General features: G+C 68.6%; 11 protein-coding genes. 8 read left to right on the top strand and 3 right to left on the bottom strand.

Features of this window, described 5'->3' with window-relative positions; all coding sequences use genetic code 11:
• Positions 1-2 precede the first annotated feature (2 nt).
• From ACFC3F_RS02705 to ACFC3F_RS02715, 3 genes are read right to left on the bottom strand one after another with little or no spacing between them, the layout of a single operon-like run.
• Positions 3-644, bottom strand: coding sequence for a hypothetical protein (locus ACFC3F_RS02705; protein WP_376126313.1), 642 nt, complete (start codon positions 642-644; stop codon positions 3-5).
• Positions 641-1,186: a signal peptidase I gene (locus tag ACFC3F_RS02710; RefSeq protein ID WP_376126316.1), complete on the bottom strand. Its 546-nt coding sequence runs from the start codon at positions 1,184-1,186 to the stop codon at positions 641-643. Before ACFC3F_RS02710 ends, ACFC3F_RS02705 begins: the two co-directional genes overlap by 4 nt.
• Before the next feature lie 41 nt (positions 1,187-1,227).
• Positions 1,228-1,767 (bottom strand): hypothetical protein, encoded by a 540-nt coding sequence (locus ACFC3F_RS02715; RefSeq protein WP_376126318.1) that lies wholly within the window; start codon positions 1,765-1,767, stop codon positions 1,228-1,230.
• A gap of 219 nt (positions 1,768-1,986) precedes the next feature.
• Here ACFC3F_RS02715 and coaE point away from each other — a divergent pair, with 219 nt between their 5' ends.
• From coaE to ACFC3F_RS02755, 8 genes are all read left to right on the top strand, one after another.
• A complete protein-coding gene (gene coaE / locus ACFC3F_RS02720) occupies positions 1,987-2,607 on the top strand; it encodes a dephospho-CoA kinase (protein WP_376126321.1) in 621 nt (206 codons plus the stop codon).
• A 62-nt stretch (positions 2,608-2,669) separates the two neighbouring features.
• A complete protein-coding gene (uvrB, locus tag ACFC3F_RS02725; protein WP_376126324.1) occupies positions 2,670-4,766 on the top strand; it encodes an excinuclease ABC subunit UvrB in 2,097 nt (698 codons plus the stop codon).
• A 178-nt stretch (positions 4,767-4,944) separates the two neighbouring features.
• On the top strand, positions 4,945-7,212 hold the full coding sequence (locus ACFC3F_RS02730; RefSeq protein ID WP_376126327.1) for a bifunctional metallophosphatase/5'-nucleotidase: 2,268 nt from the start codon (positions 4,945-4,947) through the stop codon (positions 7,210-7,212).
• A 237-nt stretch (positions 7,213-7,449) separates the two neighbouring features.
• Entirely contained in the window at positions 7,450-10,305 is a 2,856-nt protein-coding gene (uvrA, locus tag ACFC3F_RS02735) for an excinuclease ABC subunit UvrA (protein WP_376126524.1), read from the top strand.
• A gap of 1 nt (position 10,306) precedes the next feature.
• The gene (uvrC, locus tag ACFC3F_RS02740) at positions 10,307-12,271 is read left to right on the top strand and encodes an excinuclease ABC subunit UvrC (RefSeq protein ID WP_376126330.1); all 1,965 of its coding nucleotides are present in this window, start codon (positions 10,307-10,309) and stop codon (positions 12,269-12,271) included.
• A gap of 25 nt (positions 12,272-12,296) precedes the next feature.
• Entirely contained in the window at positions 12,297-13,178 is an 882-nt protein-coding gene (gene rapZ, locus ACFC3F_RS02745) for an RNase adapter RapZ (RefSeq protein WP_376126331.1), read from the top strand.
• A 69-nt stretch (positions 13,179-13,247) separates the two neighbouring features.
• A complete protein-coding gene (gene whiA / locus ACFC3F_RS02750) occupies positions 13,248-14,225 on the top strand; it encodes a DNA-binding protein WhiA (protein ID WP_376126334.1) in 978 nt (325 codons plus the stop codon).
• A 132-nt stretch (positions 14,226-14,357) separates the two neighbouring features.
• Complete coding sequence (locus ACFC3F_RS02755) at positions 14,358-14,978, top strand: superoxide dismutase (protein WP_376126337.1); 621 nt, start codon at positions 14,358-14,360, stop codon at positions 14,976-14,978.
• Positions 14,979-15,062 lie beyond the last annotated feature (84 nt).

A 15,062-nucleotide genomic window follows, 5' to 3' on the forward strand; every position in this document is an offset into this window, starting at 1 on the left:
ACTCACCGGCACGTGACCGATCCCGCCGGCGTCGATGCGCGGTTGTCGACCATCGGCAGGTAGAACTGACCCGACCCGCCCCATCCGAGCGGCGTGCTCGCCGTCAGCAGCGGCAGGTCCGCGCACGCCGACGACGGTGCGAGGTGACCGCCGGTCGTCGCGGCGTTCTCCCACCTCCAGGTGCCGGTGCCCGTGTCCGAGCGCATCCGGGCGGAGGCCAGATCGATCGTGACGACGACGTACCCGTTGCCCGCGTTGCTGGTGACGGTGACGTAGTAGTTGCGGTGATGGCCGGCGTCCGTGCCCCACTGGTCGAAGACGACCGAGGTGACGGCGCAGTGCCCGTTGTTCTTGACACTGCCGTCGGCGTTCATCGCGATGCAGCCGAGCGTCGCCGGGGCCTCCCACTGGCCCGCGCTCACGGTCGCGACCGCCCGTACCGGATCGGTCCACGCACTGAGCGTCGACTGCGCCGCCGCAGCGCCCGCCCCGACCCCCAGGATCAGAGCGAGCGCCGCGAGCAGCGACAGGATGCCGGAGCGCGCACGGCCACGCGCGCGAACAGACCGACCGGCCGACGTCCCCACGTCGGCCGGTGTCGCGGCCCCCACCGCGACGCGGTCCGCGGCGGTCGCACGGCTCATCGCGCGACCTCCGGCAGGAGTGCTCCCGAGTCCCCGGCTTTTCGGGTTCCGCGGGACTCGGGAGCGGGGATCAGCCACGTCAGCCCGAGGAGAGCGACGAGACCGATCAGCAGGGGCACCGCGACAGCGGGGGTGGAGATGCGCGCGATGACGGCGCCCGCGCCGGGCACCTGCATCTGCGGCATCCACACCGCGCCGGCCACGCGGTAGTCGAGGGCGTCCTCGAACTCGTTCGCGTCGCCCTTCATCGTGATGACACTGCCGTCCCCCTCGGCCGTGATCTCCACGATGCGGTGCGTCACGAGTGTGCTCGTGAGCTCGCTGGGCAAGCTCACGACGTCACCGACCCCCAGATCGGCGACGGGCTTCTTGGTGGCGATGAGCAGGTCGCCCGTCGTGATCTCGGGCTCCATGGAACCCGAGATCACGATGAGCGGCTTGATCATGCCGGCAGCGGTGGCCCCCCAGACCACACCGCTCGCCACTCCGACGACGGCGAGCGCCCACAGGGCGACCATCGTGACGCGACGCAGTGCCTGCATGATGATCTCCTGTCGGTCTCGTGTCGTTCGGAAGAGGTGCGTCAGGCCGCGGCTTCGCCCGCGACGGTGACGATGATCGTTCCGGTCTTGCCCTTGTTCTCGGGCTTCCAGTCCGCCGGTGCGGTGACCGTGAGCGTGAAGGTGCTCGTGTCGCGGATGGTTCCGGCCGGGGCGAGCGTCGTAGCCAGGCCGGAGACCTGCGCCGTCGGTTCGGTGAGGAACGTGGATCCGGCCCACTCGACGCTCGGCACCACGGCCGCGCTGACGTTGCCGAAGTTCTTGACGTGCAGCGTGACGGTGCGCGTCTGGCCGGGCAGGAGCTTCGCGAACGTCGTCGCCGGGACGACGAGTTCGACGGCGTCCTTCTTGTCGGACTGCTGCCAGGTGACTCCGTCGAGCGAGGCCTGGAGGTCGAACGTCGCGGCATCGGCGGGTGCGGCGGCGAAGACGTTGTCGGTCCAGGCGGCGCTGGTGAGCGCTGCGCCCACGCCGCCGACCGCGAGGGTGGCCAGGGCGAAGGCGACGATCGGGCGACGCTTGTTCTTGCGGCGGGTCTCGGGCTGGGTGACGGATGCGGACATGATGGCCTTTCGTGAGGTTCGGGAGTCGCGACCGGATCCTCCGTTGTGGGTTGACCCGCGGTTTCTGCGACATCTCGAAGCTATGGCCGCATCCTCAGCCCCGGCTTGTGCGCACCTCAGGGGGATCCAAGGATCGTCGTCCTGAGCCGAAACTGAGATTTCATGCGCGTGAATATTGTTCGACTCGGATCGGGGATGCCGTCATGGCATGCTCGTCACATGCCGCTCATCGCCCTCACCGGCGGGATCGCGTCGGGGAAGTCCACGATCGCCGCCCGTCTCGCCGATCACGGTGCCGTCGTGGTCGACGCCGACCAGATCGTCCGCGACGTGCAGAGCGCGGGCTCACCTGTGCTCGCGGCGCTCGCCGCCGAGTTCGGCGAAGACGTCATCCTGCCCGACGGCGCCCTCGACCGCGCGGCCCTCGCGGCGAAGGCCTTCGGCGACCCCGCGGCGGTCGCGCGGCTCAACGCCATCGTGCATCCCGCCGTGGGCGTCGAGTCGCAGCGGCGCTTCGCCGCGGCCTTCGCGATCGACCCCGATGCCGTCATCGTCTACGACGTGCCGCTCCTGGTCGAAGCCCGCGTCGAAGACCCGTGGCAGCTCATCGTCGTCGCGCACGCGCCGGCCGACGTGCGGCGAACGAGGCTCGTCGAGCTGCGGGGGATGGCCGAAGCAGACGCCGACGCGCGTCTCGCGTCGCAGGTGACCGACGCCGCGCGCCTCGCGGTCGCCGATGTCGTGGTCGACACGACGGGCACGATCGAGGACACGATGCGGCAGGTCGACGCGCTGTGGGACGCGCTCCCGCAGCACATCGCGCAACGCGCCGCGCGCTGACTTCTCGAGCGGGCTGAGGTCCGACGCGCCCCGATGTCGGAGCCCGCGCCTACGCTGGAAAGGTGCAGACGACACGTTCCGTGCGGCCCTTCGAGGTCATCAGCGACTATTCCCCATCCGGAGATCAGCCTCAGGCGATCGCCGAACTCGCGGCGCGCATCAACGCGGGCGAGACCGATGTCGTGCTCCTCGGTGCGACCGGAACCGGAAAGTCGGCGACGACGGCGTGGCTCGTCGAGGCGGTGCAGCGCCCGACCCTCGTGCTCGCGCACAACAAGACGCTCGCGGCGCAGCTCGCGAACGAGTTCCGCGAGCTCATGCCGAACAACGCCGTCGAGTACTTCGTGTCGTACTACGACTATTACCAGCCCGAGGCGTACGTCCCGCAGACGGACACCTTCATCGAGAAGGACTCGTCGATCAACGCCGAGGTCGAGCGACTGCGCCACTCGACGACGAACTCGCTGCTCAGCCGTCGCGATGTCGTCGTGGTGTCGACCGTGTCGTGCATCTATGGTCTCGGCTCGCCCGAAGAGTATCTGCGGGCGATGGTCGCCCTGCAGCTGGGCGAGAGGTACGACCGCGACGCGCTGATCCGCAAGTTCATCGCGATGCAGTACAACCGCAACGACGTCGACTTCTCGCGCGGAAACTTCCGCGTGCGCGGCGACACGATCGAGATCATTCCGGTGTACGAGGAGTACGCCGTGCGCATCGAGATGTTCGGCGATGAGATCGAGGGTCTGTTCATGTTGCATCCCCTCACGGGCGATGTCGTGCAGAAGCTCGATTCGGTGCCGATCTTCCCCGCGACGCACTACGCGGCGGGCACCGACACGGTGCATCGCGCGATCGGCACGATCGAGCACGAGCTCGAAGAGCGGCTGAAAGAGCTCGAGTCGCAGAACAAGCTGCTCGAGGCGCAGCGCCTGCGCATGCGCACGACGTTCGATCTCGAGATGCTGCAGCAGCTGGGCTTCTGCTCGGGTATCGAGAACTACTCCCGTCACCTCGACGGTCGCGGGCCGGGCGAGCCGCCGCACACGCTGCTGGACTTCTTTCCCGACGACTTCCTGATGGTCATCGACGAATCGCACGTGACGGTGCCCCAGATCGGCGCCATGTACGAGGGCGACGCGTCGCGCAAGCGCACTCTCGTCGAGCACGGCTTCCGCCTGCCCAGCGCGATGGACAACCGACCGCTGCGCTGGGACGAGTTCAAGAACCGCGTGGGCCAGACCGTCTATCTCTCCGCGACCCCCGGGCGCTACGAGATGGGCATCGCCGACGGCGTCGTCGAGCAGATCATCCGCCCCACGGGTCTCGTCGACCCCCAGATCATCGTGAAGCCGTCGAAGGGCCAGATCGACGACCTCCTCGAGGAGATCCGGCTGCGTGCCGAACGTGACGAGCGCGTGCTCGTGACGACCCTCACGAAGAAGATGGCCGAAGAGCTCACCGACTTCCTCGGTGAGCACGGCGTGCGCGTGCGCTACCTGCACTCCGACGTCGACACGCTGCGCCGGGTCGAGCTGCTGAGCGAGCTGCGCGCGGGCGTCTACGACGTGCTCGTCGGCATCAACCTGCTGCGCGAGGGTCTCGACCTGCCCGAAGTATCGCTCGTGGCGATCCTCGACGCCGACAAAGAGGGGTTCCTGCGCAGCGGCACGTCGCTCATCCAGACGATCGGCCGTGCGGCGCGCAACGTCTCGGGCGAAGTGCACATGTACGCCGACCGGGTGACCGACTCCATGCGCAACGCGATCGAAGAGACCGATCGGCGTCGCGACAAGCAGCTCGCCTACAACAAAGAGCACGGAATCGATCCGCAGCCGCTGCGCAAGCGCATCGCCGACATCACCGACGCGCTCGCCCGCGAGGCATCCGACACCGATCGAATGCTGTCGCGCCGGGATTCGTCGCGCCTCGCGTCGGGCAAGGGCAAAGCGCCGACGCCGCGGTCGCTGAGTTCGAAGGGCGCGCGCGAGGGGATCGCGGCCGAGGGCGCCGAGCAGCTCGAGGCGACGATCGCCGACCTCAGCTCGCAGATGCTCGTCGCGGCCGAAGAGCTCAAGTTCGAGCTCGCGGCGCGCCTGCGCGACGAAGTGCAGGATCTCAAGCGCGACCTGCGCGCCATGGAGCGCGCGGGGCACGCCTGACCGCTCGGATGCACGCATCGCACAGAACCGCCGCCGTTTGCACGGCACCGGTGTGTGAGCACCCTCTCATTTCTCTGTTGCGCGGCGGCGCGGAGTCCTAGGCTCGGCATCGGCGCGTCACGTCGTGGTGATCACGCGCGGACGTGTCTGCCCGATTCCATTCAGAGGAAGCAGTCACATGCGAAACAGGTCACAACCCGGCCGCGCCGCGTCACGTCGACGCCTCGCCGTCGGAGCGGCGCTCACCGCCGCGGTACTCGGAGCAGGAGCCTTCGTCGCCGTTCCGGCCCAGGCCGCCGACCCCGTCACGGTCAATCTCGTGACGATGAACGACTTCCACGGGCGCATCGCGGCATCCGCGCCCGCCGGCGGCGCCGCCGCGCTCGCGACGGCGGTCACGTCGTTTCGCGAGGCGAACGACAACACGATCTTCGCGGCGGCCGGCGACCTCATCGGCGCATCGACGTTCGAGTCGTTCATCCAGCAGGATCTGCCGACGATCCAGGCGCTCAACGCGGCGGGCCTGGATGTCAGCGCGGCCGGCAACCACGAGTTCGACGGCGGCTGGGCCGACTTGCGCGACCGTGTGCAGAGTGCGGCGGATTGGGAGTACATCAGCGCGAACGTCTGGGACACCGAGACCGACGACCTCGCGCTCGCGCCGTACTGGGTGCGCGCGGTCGACGGGGTGTCGGTCGGCTTCATCGGAGCCGTGACCGAAGACCTGCCGTCGCTGGTCAATCCCGCGGGCATCGCGACGCTCGACGTGCTGCCGATCGTGTCGAGCGTCAACGCCGTCGCCGACGACCTCAGCGACGGTGACCCGTCGAACGGCGAGGCCGACGTCATCGTGCTGCTCGTGCACGAAGGGGCCGAGGACACGTCGTACGAGACGGCGACAGACCCGACGACGAATTTCGGCGCGATCGTCAACGGCGTGAACTCCGAGGTCAACGCGATCGTCTCCGGACACACTCACCTGGCGTACTCGCATCAGGTGCCTTACGCGGGCGACGCGGGGCTTCGTCCCGTCATCTCGTCGGGACAGTACGGCGAGAAGTTCAGCAACATGGTGATCACGATCGACCCCGACAGCAAGACGGTGCAGTCGATGGACAACACCGTATATTCCATGTACCTCGAGGGCGGCGTCGCCGCCTACGCGCCCGACCCGACCGTCCAGGCCATCGTCGATCAGGCGGTCATCGACGCGGGTCCGCTCGGAGCGGCGCCGCTCGGCACGCTGTCGGCGGACATCAACCGCGCCAAGCTCGCCAACGGCACGACCGAGAACCGGGGCGCTGAATCGACGCTCGGCAACTTCGTCGCCGACGCGCAGCTGTGGGCCGTGCAGCGCACGGACCCGACCGCGCAGATCGCGTTCATGAATCCCGGGGGTCTGCGCACCGACATGACGTATGCGCCGGACGGTGTGCTCACATACCGCGAGGCCGCGAGCGTCCAGCCCTTCGCCAACACGCTCGTCGCGCTCACGCTGACGGGCGCGCAGCTCACGACACTGCTCGAACAGCAGTGGCAGCCGGCGGGAGCGACTCGACCGTTCCTCAAGCTCGGCGTCTCGAAGGGACTCACCTACACGTTCGACTCGACGGCAGCGGCCGGCAGCCGCGTGGCGAACGCCCAGTTCGACGGCGCGCCGATCGATCCGGCGGGGGAGTACCGCGTCGTGGCGAACTCGTTCCTCGCCGCAGGTGGGGACAACTTCGCCGCGTTCACGCAGGGAACGGCGAAGGCCGACACGGGACAGGCCGACCTCGCGGCGATGGTCGACTACATGGCCTTCGTCGGCACGGCGTCGCCCGACTACGCGCAGCGTTCGATCGGGCTCGTGCTGTCGGCACCGCCGGCAGGCGGGTACACCGCCGGCTCGACGATCGACATCTCGCTCTCGTCGCTCGACTTCTCGACCACCGAGCCGAAGGCCGACACGGTGTCGGTGGCGATCGACGGCACGGTCGTCGGCACGGCGCCCGTGGATTCCACGGTGGGCAACGAGGTGCTCGATGTCACGGGAACCGCGAACCTGTCGGTCACGGTGCCGACCGGGGTGAGCGGCGCCGTAGCGCTGACGATCACGACGCTGGCAGGAACGGCGATCGAGGTGCCGATCACGATCGCCGAGCCGGTCGCCAAGAGCGCGACGATCACACTCGGCGTGCCGAGCAAGATCCTCGCCAAGCACGGCACGAAGATCCAGTACAACGTCGCCGTCATCGCCGCGAAAGGCACCCCGACGGGCGAGGTCGCGATCTTCGACGGCAACCGTCGCATCGCGACGGCGACCCTCACGGCGAAGGACCGCGGCGTCGTCTCGGTGACGCTGCCGACGCTGAGCCGCGGTCTGCACCTGCTCTCGGCGACGTACGCCGGCAGCGACGCGCACGACGGATCGAAGAGCTTCCGCTTCCCCGTCCTCGTGTGGTGATCAGCGGCGGCTGAACGAACGGATGCCGCGGGTCGGACCCGCGGCATCCGCTCGTCGTCCGCGCAGATTCGCGCGAGGCGAACACGCTTTCGATCCCGTGTCCGAGGCCGCACCTAAACTTGTCGGGTGCCCATCGTCCCCGTCACCACGCCTGATCACACGCCCGGAGGCTCCGGTCAGAGCCACGCCGTCACGCGCCCGTTCCCCGCATCCGGGCACGGGAGTGGCACGCTCAGCGTGCGCGGCGCTCGCGTGCACAATCTCAAGAACGTCGATCTCGACATCCCGCGCGATTCGCTCGTGGTGTTCACGGGGCTCTCGGGGTCGGGCAAGTCGAGTCTCGCGTTCGACACGATCTTCGCCGAGGGCCAGCGCCGCTACGTCGAGTCGCTGAGCGCCTATGCGCGTCAGTTCCTCGGTCAGGTCGACCGCCCCGACGTCGATTTCATCGAGGGGCTCAGCCCCGCCGTGTCGATCGACCAGAAGTCGACCAACCGCAACCCGCGCTCGACGGTCGGCACGATCACCGAGATCCACGACTACATGCGCCTGCTGTGGGCGCGCATCGGCGTGCCGCACTGTCCCGAGTGCGGCGAGCGGATCCAGCGCCAGACGGTGCAGCAGATCGCCGACCAGCTCATGGAGCTGCCCGAGCGCACGCGCTACCAGGTCGTCGCCCCGGTCGTCTCCCAGAAGAAGGGCGAATTCGTCGATCTCTTCGCCGAGCTCGGTGCGAAGGGATACGCCCGGGCGATCGTCGACGGCGAACTCATCCAGCTCGCCGAGCCGCCGAAGCTCAAGAAAAGCTACAAGCACGACATCGCCGTCGTCGTCGACCGGCTCGTCGCCGGCCCGAACACCCTCAGTCGCGTCACCGATTCGGTCGAGACGGCACTGGGCCTTGCCGGCGGCATCGTGCAGGTCAACTTCGTCGACGAAGAGGGCGACGACGCGTGGCAGTCCTTCTCAGAGAAGCTCGCGTGCCCGAACGGTCACGCGTTGCAGCTGACCGAGATCGAGCCGCGCACCTTCTCGTTCAACGCGCCGTTCGGCGCGTGTCCCGCGTGCTCGGGTCTGGGCACCCGCATGTCGGTCGATGTCGAGCTCATGCTCGGCGATGAGGAGCTCTCGATCAGCGAGGGCGTCCTGGTGCCGTGGACGACGCAGGGCAAGGGGCTCTATCAGTACTACGAGCGGCTGCTCGAAGGCCTCGCACGCGACCTCGAGTTCTCGCTCGAGACGCCGTGGAAGGACCTGCCCGAATCGGTGCGCGAAGCCGTGCTGCGCGGTGAGGATTACAAGGTCTCGGTCAAGTGGCGAAACCGCTACGGGCGCGAGATGCGCTACACGTCGGGGTTCGAGGGTGTCGTCCCGTACATCGAGCGGCAGTACCTGCAGGCCGAGTCCGACACGCAGCGGCAGCGGTGGTCCGAGTACCTGCGCGAAGTGCCGTGTCCCGTCTGCGACGGCGACCGACTCAAGCCCGAAGTCCTCGCCGTGCTCGTGCACGGGCATTCCATCGCCGACGCGTCGCGGCTGAGTCTCGCCGAATCGCAGGAGTTCTTCGCGACGCTCGAACTGACCGAGCGCGAAGCGCAGATCGCCGCGGCGGTGCTGCGCGAGATCCGCGCGCGCCTCGATTTCCTCCTCCAGGTGGGGCTGAACTATCTGAGTCTCGGCCGGGCGGCCGGCTCGCTGTCGGGCGGCGAAGCGCAGCGCATCCGTCTGGCGACGCAGATCGGCTCGGGGCTGACCGGCGTGCTGTACGTGCTCGACGAGCCCTCGATCGGCCTGCACCAACGCGACAACCGCCGTCTGATCGAGACGCTGCTCACCCTGCGCGACCTGGGCAACACGCTCATCGTCGTCGAGCACGATGAGGAGACGATCCACGCGGCCGACTGGATCGTCGACATCGGCCCGCGTGCCGGTGTCGACGGCGGTGAAGTGGTGCACTCGGGTCCGCTCGCGTCACTCCTCGACGACCCGGCGTCGATCACGGGCGACTACCTCGCGGGGCGCCGCGAGATCCCGACGCCGGCGAAACGGCGCAAGATCGACAAGAAGCGTCAGATCACGGTCGTGGGCGCGCGGGAGAACAACCTCAAGAACATCACGGTCGACTTCCCGCTCGGCGTGCTGACCGCCGTCACGGGCGTCAGCGGGTCGGGCAAGTCGACGCTGGTCAACGGCATCCTCTACGAAGTCCTCGCGAGCCGTCTCAACGGCGCACGCCGCGTCGCGGGCAAGCACACGCGAGTGACGGGGCTCGACAACCTCGACAAGGTCGTGCACGTCGACCAGGCGCCGATCGGCCGCACACCGCGATCCAACCCCGCGACCTACACGGGCGTGTTCGACCGCATCCGCTCGCTGTTCAGCGACACGCCCGAGGCCAAAGCGCGCGGCTACCAGCCGGGCCGGTTCAGCTTCAACGTCAAGGGCGGCCGCTGCGAGGCGTGCTCGGGCGACGGCACGATCAAGATCGAGATGAACTTCCTGCCTGACGTCTACGTCGACTGCGAGGTGTGCCACGGCAAGCGGTACAACCGCGACACGCTGTCGGTGCACTACAAGGGCAAGAACATCGCCGAAGTGCTCGAGATGCCGATCGCCGAGGCAGCCGAGTTCTTCGAGCCGATCCAGGCCATCCACCGCTACCTCAAGACGCTCGTCGACGTCGGCCTCGGGTACGTGCGACTCGGGCAGTCCGCCACGACGCTGTCCGGCGGCGAGGCGCAGCGCGTCAAGCTCGCCACCGAGCTGCAGCGCCGCTCGAACGGCCGCTCGATCTACGTGCTCGACGAGCCAACGACGGGTCTGCACTTCGAAGACGTGGCCCGACTGCTCGAAGTGCTGGGCGGCCTGGTCGACAAGGGCAACACGGTCATCGTGATCGAGCACAACCTCGACGTCATCAAGTCGTCGGACTGGGTCATCGATCTCGGCCCCGAGGGCGGTGCCGGCGGCGGCGAGGTCATCGCGACGGGCACCCCCGAGCGGGTCGCGCGCGTCGAGGGCAGCCACACCGGCACCTTCCTCGCCGAAGTGCTGGAAGGCCAAGGACCGGGTATCCAGCGCAAGGCGGGCTGACGTGGCCCGTTCCGCCCCCACCGTCGCCTACAAGCCGAAGCCGGGGGAGATCCCCACGAACCCGGGCGTGTATCGCTTCCGCGATCGGGACGGGCGCGTGCTGTATGTCGGAAAGGCGAAGAACCTCCGCGCGCGGCTGTCGAACTATTTCGCACCGTTGCACACGTTGCACGAGCGCACGCGACGGATGGTCACGACTGCGGCATCCGTCGAATGGACCGTCGTCGCAACCGACGTCGACTCGCTGCAGCTCGAATACCAGTGGATCAAGGAGTTCGATCCGCCCTTCAACGTGCGCTACCGCGACGACAAGTCCTACCCGTTCATGGCCGTCACCCTCGCCGACGAGGCACCGCGCGTCATCGTGACGCGCAACCGGCGCATCTCGGGGGCGAAGTACTTCGGCCCGTATCCGAAGGTCTGGGCCGTTCACGACACGATCGATCAGCTCATCAAGGTCTTCCCCATCCGCACGTGCAGCGACGCGTCCTACAAGAAGGCGATGGCGACGGGCCGCCCGTGCTTTCCGGGGCAGATCGGCCGTTGCGGCGGTCCGTGCTCGATGCGCGTCACGATCGACGAGCACCGCGCGGTCGTCGACGACTTCGTCGCCTTCATGGCCGGCGGCGACCAGAGGTTCGCGCGCGACCTGACCGCCCGCATGCGAGAAGCGGCCGCCGCGATGGACTACGAGGCGGCCGCCGTCTACCGTGACCGTCTTCAGGCGATCGACGCGGTGCTCAACAAGAGCGCGCTGGTGCTCTCCGAAGACACCGATGCCGACCTGTTCGGCATCGCCGAAGACGAGCTCGCCGCAGCCGTGCAGCACTTCGTCATCCGCGGCGGCCGCGTCCGTGGTGTGCGTGCGACGACCGTCGAGAAGGAGCTCGACATCTCGGGCGGCGACCTCGTCGACCAGATCGTGCAGCGAGCCTACGGCGACGCGGGCGAGGCGGACATCCCGCGTCAGGTGCTCGTGCCGGCGCTCCCCGACGACGCGACGGAGCTCGAGACCTGGCTGCGCGCGCGGCGCGGCAGGAACGTATCGATCCAGGTGGCCCGGCGCGGGCGCAAAGCCGAGCTGATGAAGACGGCGACGCTCAACGCGCAGCAGGCGCTCATGCTGCACAAGACGCGTCGCACGAGCGACTACGTGGCACGCACACAGGCGCTCACCGACCTGCAGGAGGCACTGGGCCTGGCCGAAGCGCCCCTGCGCATCGAGTGCTTCGACGTCTCGCACCTGGGCGGCACGAACGTCGTGGCGTCGATGGTGGTGTTCGAGGACGGGCTGCCGCGCAAGGACCAGTACCGGTCGTTCGGCGTGGCCGAGACGACGGACGACACCGATTCGTTGTACCAGGTGCTGACGCGGCGGCTGGCATATCTCGACCGGCCCGACCCTTCGGCAAGCTCAGGGGCCGGGGTTGCGGGCTCGGGGGGCGGGGTCGTGGGCTCGGGGGACGGGGGCGTCGATTCCGGGGACGCGGTTGTGGATTCTGCGACCGAGCCGCGCAGACGACCGCGGTTCGCGTACCGTCCGCAGCTGCTCGTCGTCGACGGCGGCAAGCCGCAGGTCGAGGCGGCCGCTCGCGCGCTGCGCGACGCGGGGCACGAGGAGATCGCGCTGTGCGGCATCGCCAAGCGGCTCGAAGAGGTGTGGCTGCCGGGCGAGGACTACCCGGTCATCCTGCCGCGCACGAGCGAGGCGCTCTACCTGCTGCAGCGGCTGCGTGACGAAGCGCACCGCTTCGCCATCTCGCACCAGCGCAAGCGCCGTCGTCGCGATATCCAGAGCGTCCTGGCCGAGGTGCCCGGGCTCGGTGAGGCGAGGATCAAGGCTCTCCTGCGCCATTTCGGGTCGGTCGCGGCGTTGAAGACGGCGAATCCCGACGAGATCTCGCAACTGCCCGGCATCGGCCCGAAGCTCGCCACGACGATCCACGCCCACCTCGCGACTCGATAGGGTGAACTCCGAGACGGGGGACTGCATGAGCGACGATTCCCGGCGGGACGCCGGTGAAGTGCTGATCGTGACGGGCATGTCCGGAGCCGGCCGGTCGACGGCCGCGAATGCGCTGGAAGACCTCGACTGGTACGTCGTCGACAACCTGCCGCCGCAGATGTTCAAACCGCTGCTGGATCTGACCGAGATCGCGGGTGAGGCGCTGCCGAAGGTGGCCGTCGTCGTCGACGCGCGTGGGCGCGACCTCTTCGTCGAGCTGCCCGAGGTGATGCGGACGCTGCGTGAGCGCCGGCCCGTCCGCTCGATCTTCCTCGACGCTTCCGATGATGTGCTCGTGCGGCGTTTCGAGGCCGTGCGTCGCCCGCATCCGCTGCAGGGGGACGGCACCATCATCGACGGCATCCGGCAGGAGCGCGAACGTCTCGCGGCAGTGCGCGAGCGTGCGGACATCATCGTCGACACGTCGCTGCTCAACGTCCACCAGCTGTCGACCCGCATCGTCGATCTCTTCTCGGAAGAGGGCGCCGCACGCCACACGCTCACGATCATGAGCTTCGGATTCAAGTACGGCCTCCCGCCCGACGCCGACATCGTGGCGGACATGCGATTCCTGCCGAACCCGTTCTGGGATGACGGCCTGCGCGCGCTGACGGGCGAGGACGCGCAGGTGCGCGATTACGTGCTCCGCCAGACGGGCGCCGAACCGTTCATCGATGCGTACGCCGAGGCCCTCGTGCCCGTACTCGAGGGATATCAGCGCGAGAACAAGCGGCATTCCGTCGTCGCGATCGGATGCACCGGAGGCAAGCACCGCTCGGTCGTGATGTCGCGCGAGCTCGCGCAGCGCCTGTCGAAGGTGTCCGGCGTCGCGGTGCGCATCAAGCACCGCGACCTCGGCCGAGAGTGAACGGCGGCAGAGGATGCCGCGCGGGAGTAAGCTGGACGATCGTCCCCGTTCCCAGCTGTGAGGAGAGACGTGTCGCTGACCGCCGACGTGAAGGCCGAACTGATCACCGTGCGGGATCCGCGCCCGTCGGCCCGGGTCGCCGAGCTCACGTCGCTCCTGCGGTTCTCCGGGGGGCTCCACTCGATCGCGAATCGCGTGGCGGTCGAAGCGGAGCTCGACTCCGATCGGCTCGCCCGCCGCGTCGCGCGCGAGCTGATGGAGATCTACGGCGTGCGCCCCGAGCTCGTGCACGTGCAGGGTTCGGGCGGACGCTCGGACAACAACTTCGCCGTGCGCGTCATCGAGGGCGGTGAGACCCTCGCTCGCCAGACGGGGCTGCTCGACCAGCGGCGCCGGCCGGTGCGCGGCCTGCCGAACAAGCTCACGACGGGCGCGCGTCCTGACCTCGCCGCGATCTGGCGGGGGGCCTTCCTCGCGACCGGCTCGCTGAGTGATCCGGGCCGCTCCGCGGCGCTGGAGATCACCTGTCCCGCGCCCGAAGCGGCCATGGCGCTCGTCGGAGCGGCGCACCGGCTCGGCATTCCCGCGAAGGCGCGCGAAGTCCGCGGCGTGCCGCGAGTGGTCGTCCGGGAAGGCGAGGCCATTCGTCTCGCGCTGGCCGAGATGGGCGCCGTGCGCGCCGCCGCAGACTGGGACCGGATGCGACAGCGCCGCGAGGTGCGTGCGGGGGTGAACCGCCTCGTCAACTTCGACGACGCGAATCTCCGACGCTCGGCGCAGGCGGCGGTCGCCGCGTGCGCGCGGGTGGAGCGAGCGCTCGAGATCCTCGGCGATGAGGTGCCCGATCATCTGCGGCAGGCGGGCGAACTGCGCCTCGCGCACCGGGATGCCAGTCTCGACGAACTCGGCCACCACGCCGAGCCGCCGCTTACGAAAGACGCCGTCGCCGGGCGCATCCGCCGCCTGCTCGCGATGGCCGACAAGAAGGCCGAGCAGGACCAGATCCCCGGCACCGAGTCGGCCGTCCCTGCCGGCGTCGAGGACTGACGTCCGTTCGCTTCACCATTGCGGAGCGTGCCGCAAGCCCCTGCCGGGTGCCGCGCGGCTCAGTAGGATGAACTCGTCACCCTCGCCGCAGAACCTCCTTCCCGTTCGCGGCGCCGACAGGAAGAAGAGAACATGGCGACCTACACGCTTCCCGACCTCCCGTACGACTACGCAGCGCTCGAGCCGCACATCAGTGCGACGATCATGCAGCTGCACCACGACAAGCACCATCAGGCCTATGTGACCGGAGCGAACACGGCTCTCGAGCAGCTCGCCGAAGCGCGCGACAAGGGCGACTTCGCGAACGTGAACAAGCTCGAGAAGGACCTCGCGTTCAACCTCGGCGGACACACGAACCACTCGATCTTCTGGACCAACCTGTCGCCCGAGGGCGGGGACAAGCCCACGGGCGACCTCGAGGCTGCGATCGATGACCACTTCGGGTCGTTCGACAAATTCCAGGCCCACTTCGGAGCCGCCGCGCTCGGAGTGCAGGGCTCGGGATGGGCGGGGCTGTTCTGGGACTCGATCGGCCAGAACCTCATCATCCAGCAGTTCTTCGACCAGCAGTCGCAGTTCGCGGCGGGCACGGTTCCGCTCCTGCTGCTCGATGTCTGGGAGCACGCGTACTACCTCGACTACAAGAACGTGCGCGCCGACTACGTCAAGGCGTTCTGGAACATCGCGAACTGGGCCGATGTGCAGAGGCGCTTCTCGACGGCGCGCGAGAAGACGGCCGGTCTGCTCGTCTGAACGCAGTGCGACACACGCCCGGCGTGCACCTCGCGGTGCCGCCGGGCGTCGTCTTTCCTCTTCGGCTCGCGGCCTTCATCCCGG

This window comes from Microbacterium sp. NPDC055910 (genome assembly GCF_042271185.1).
Classification (GTDB): domain Bacteria; phylum Actinomycetota; class Actinomycetes; order Actinomycetales; family Microbacteriaceae; genus Microbacterium.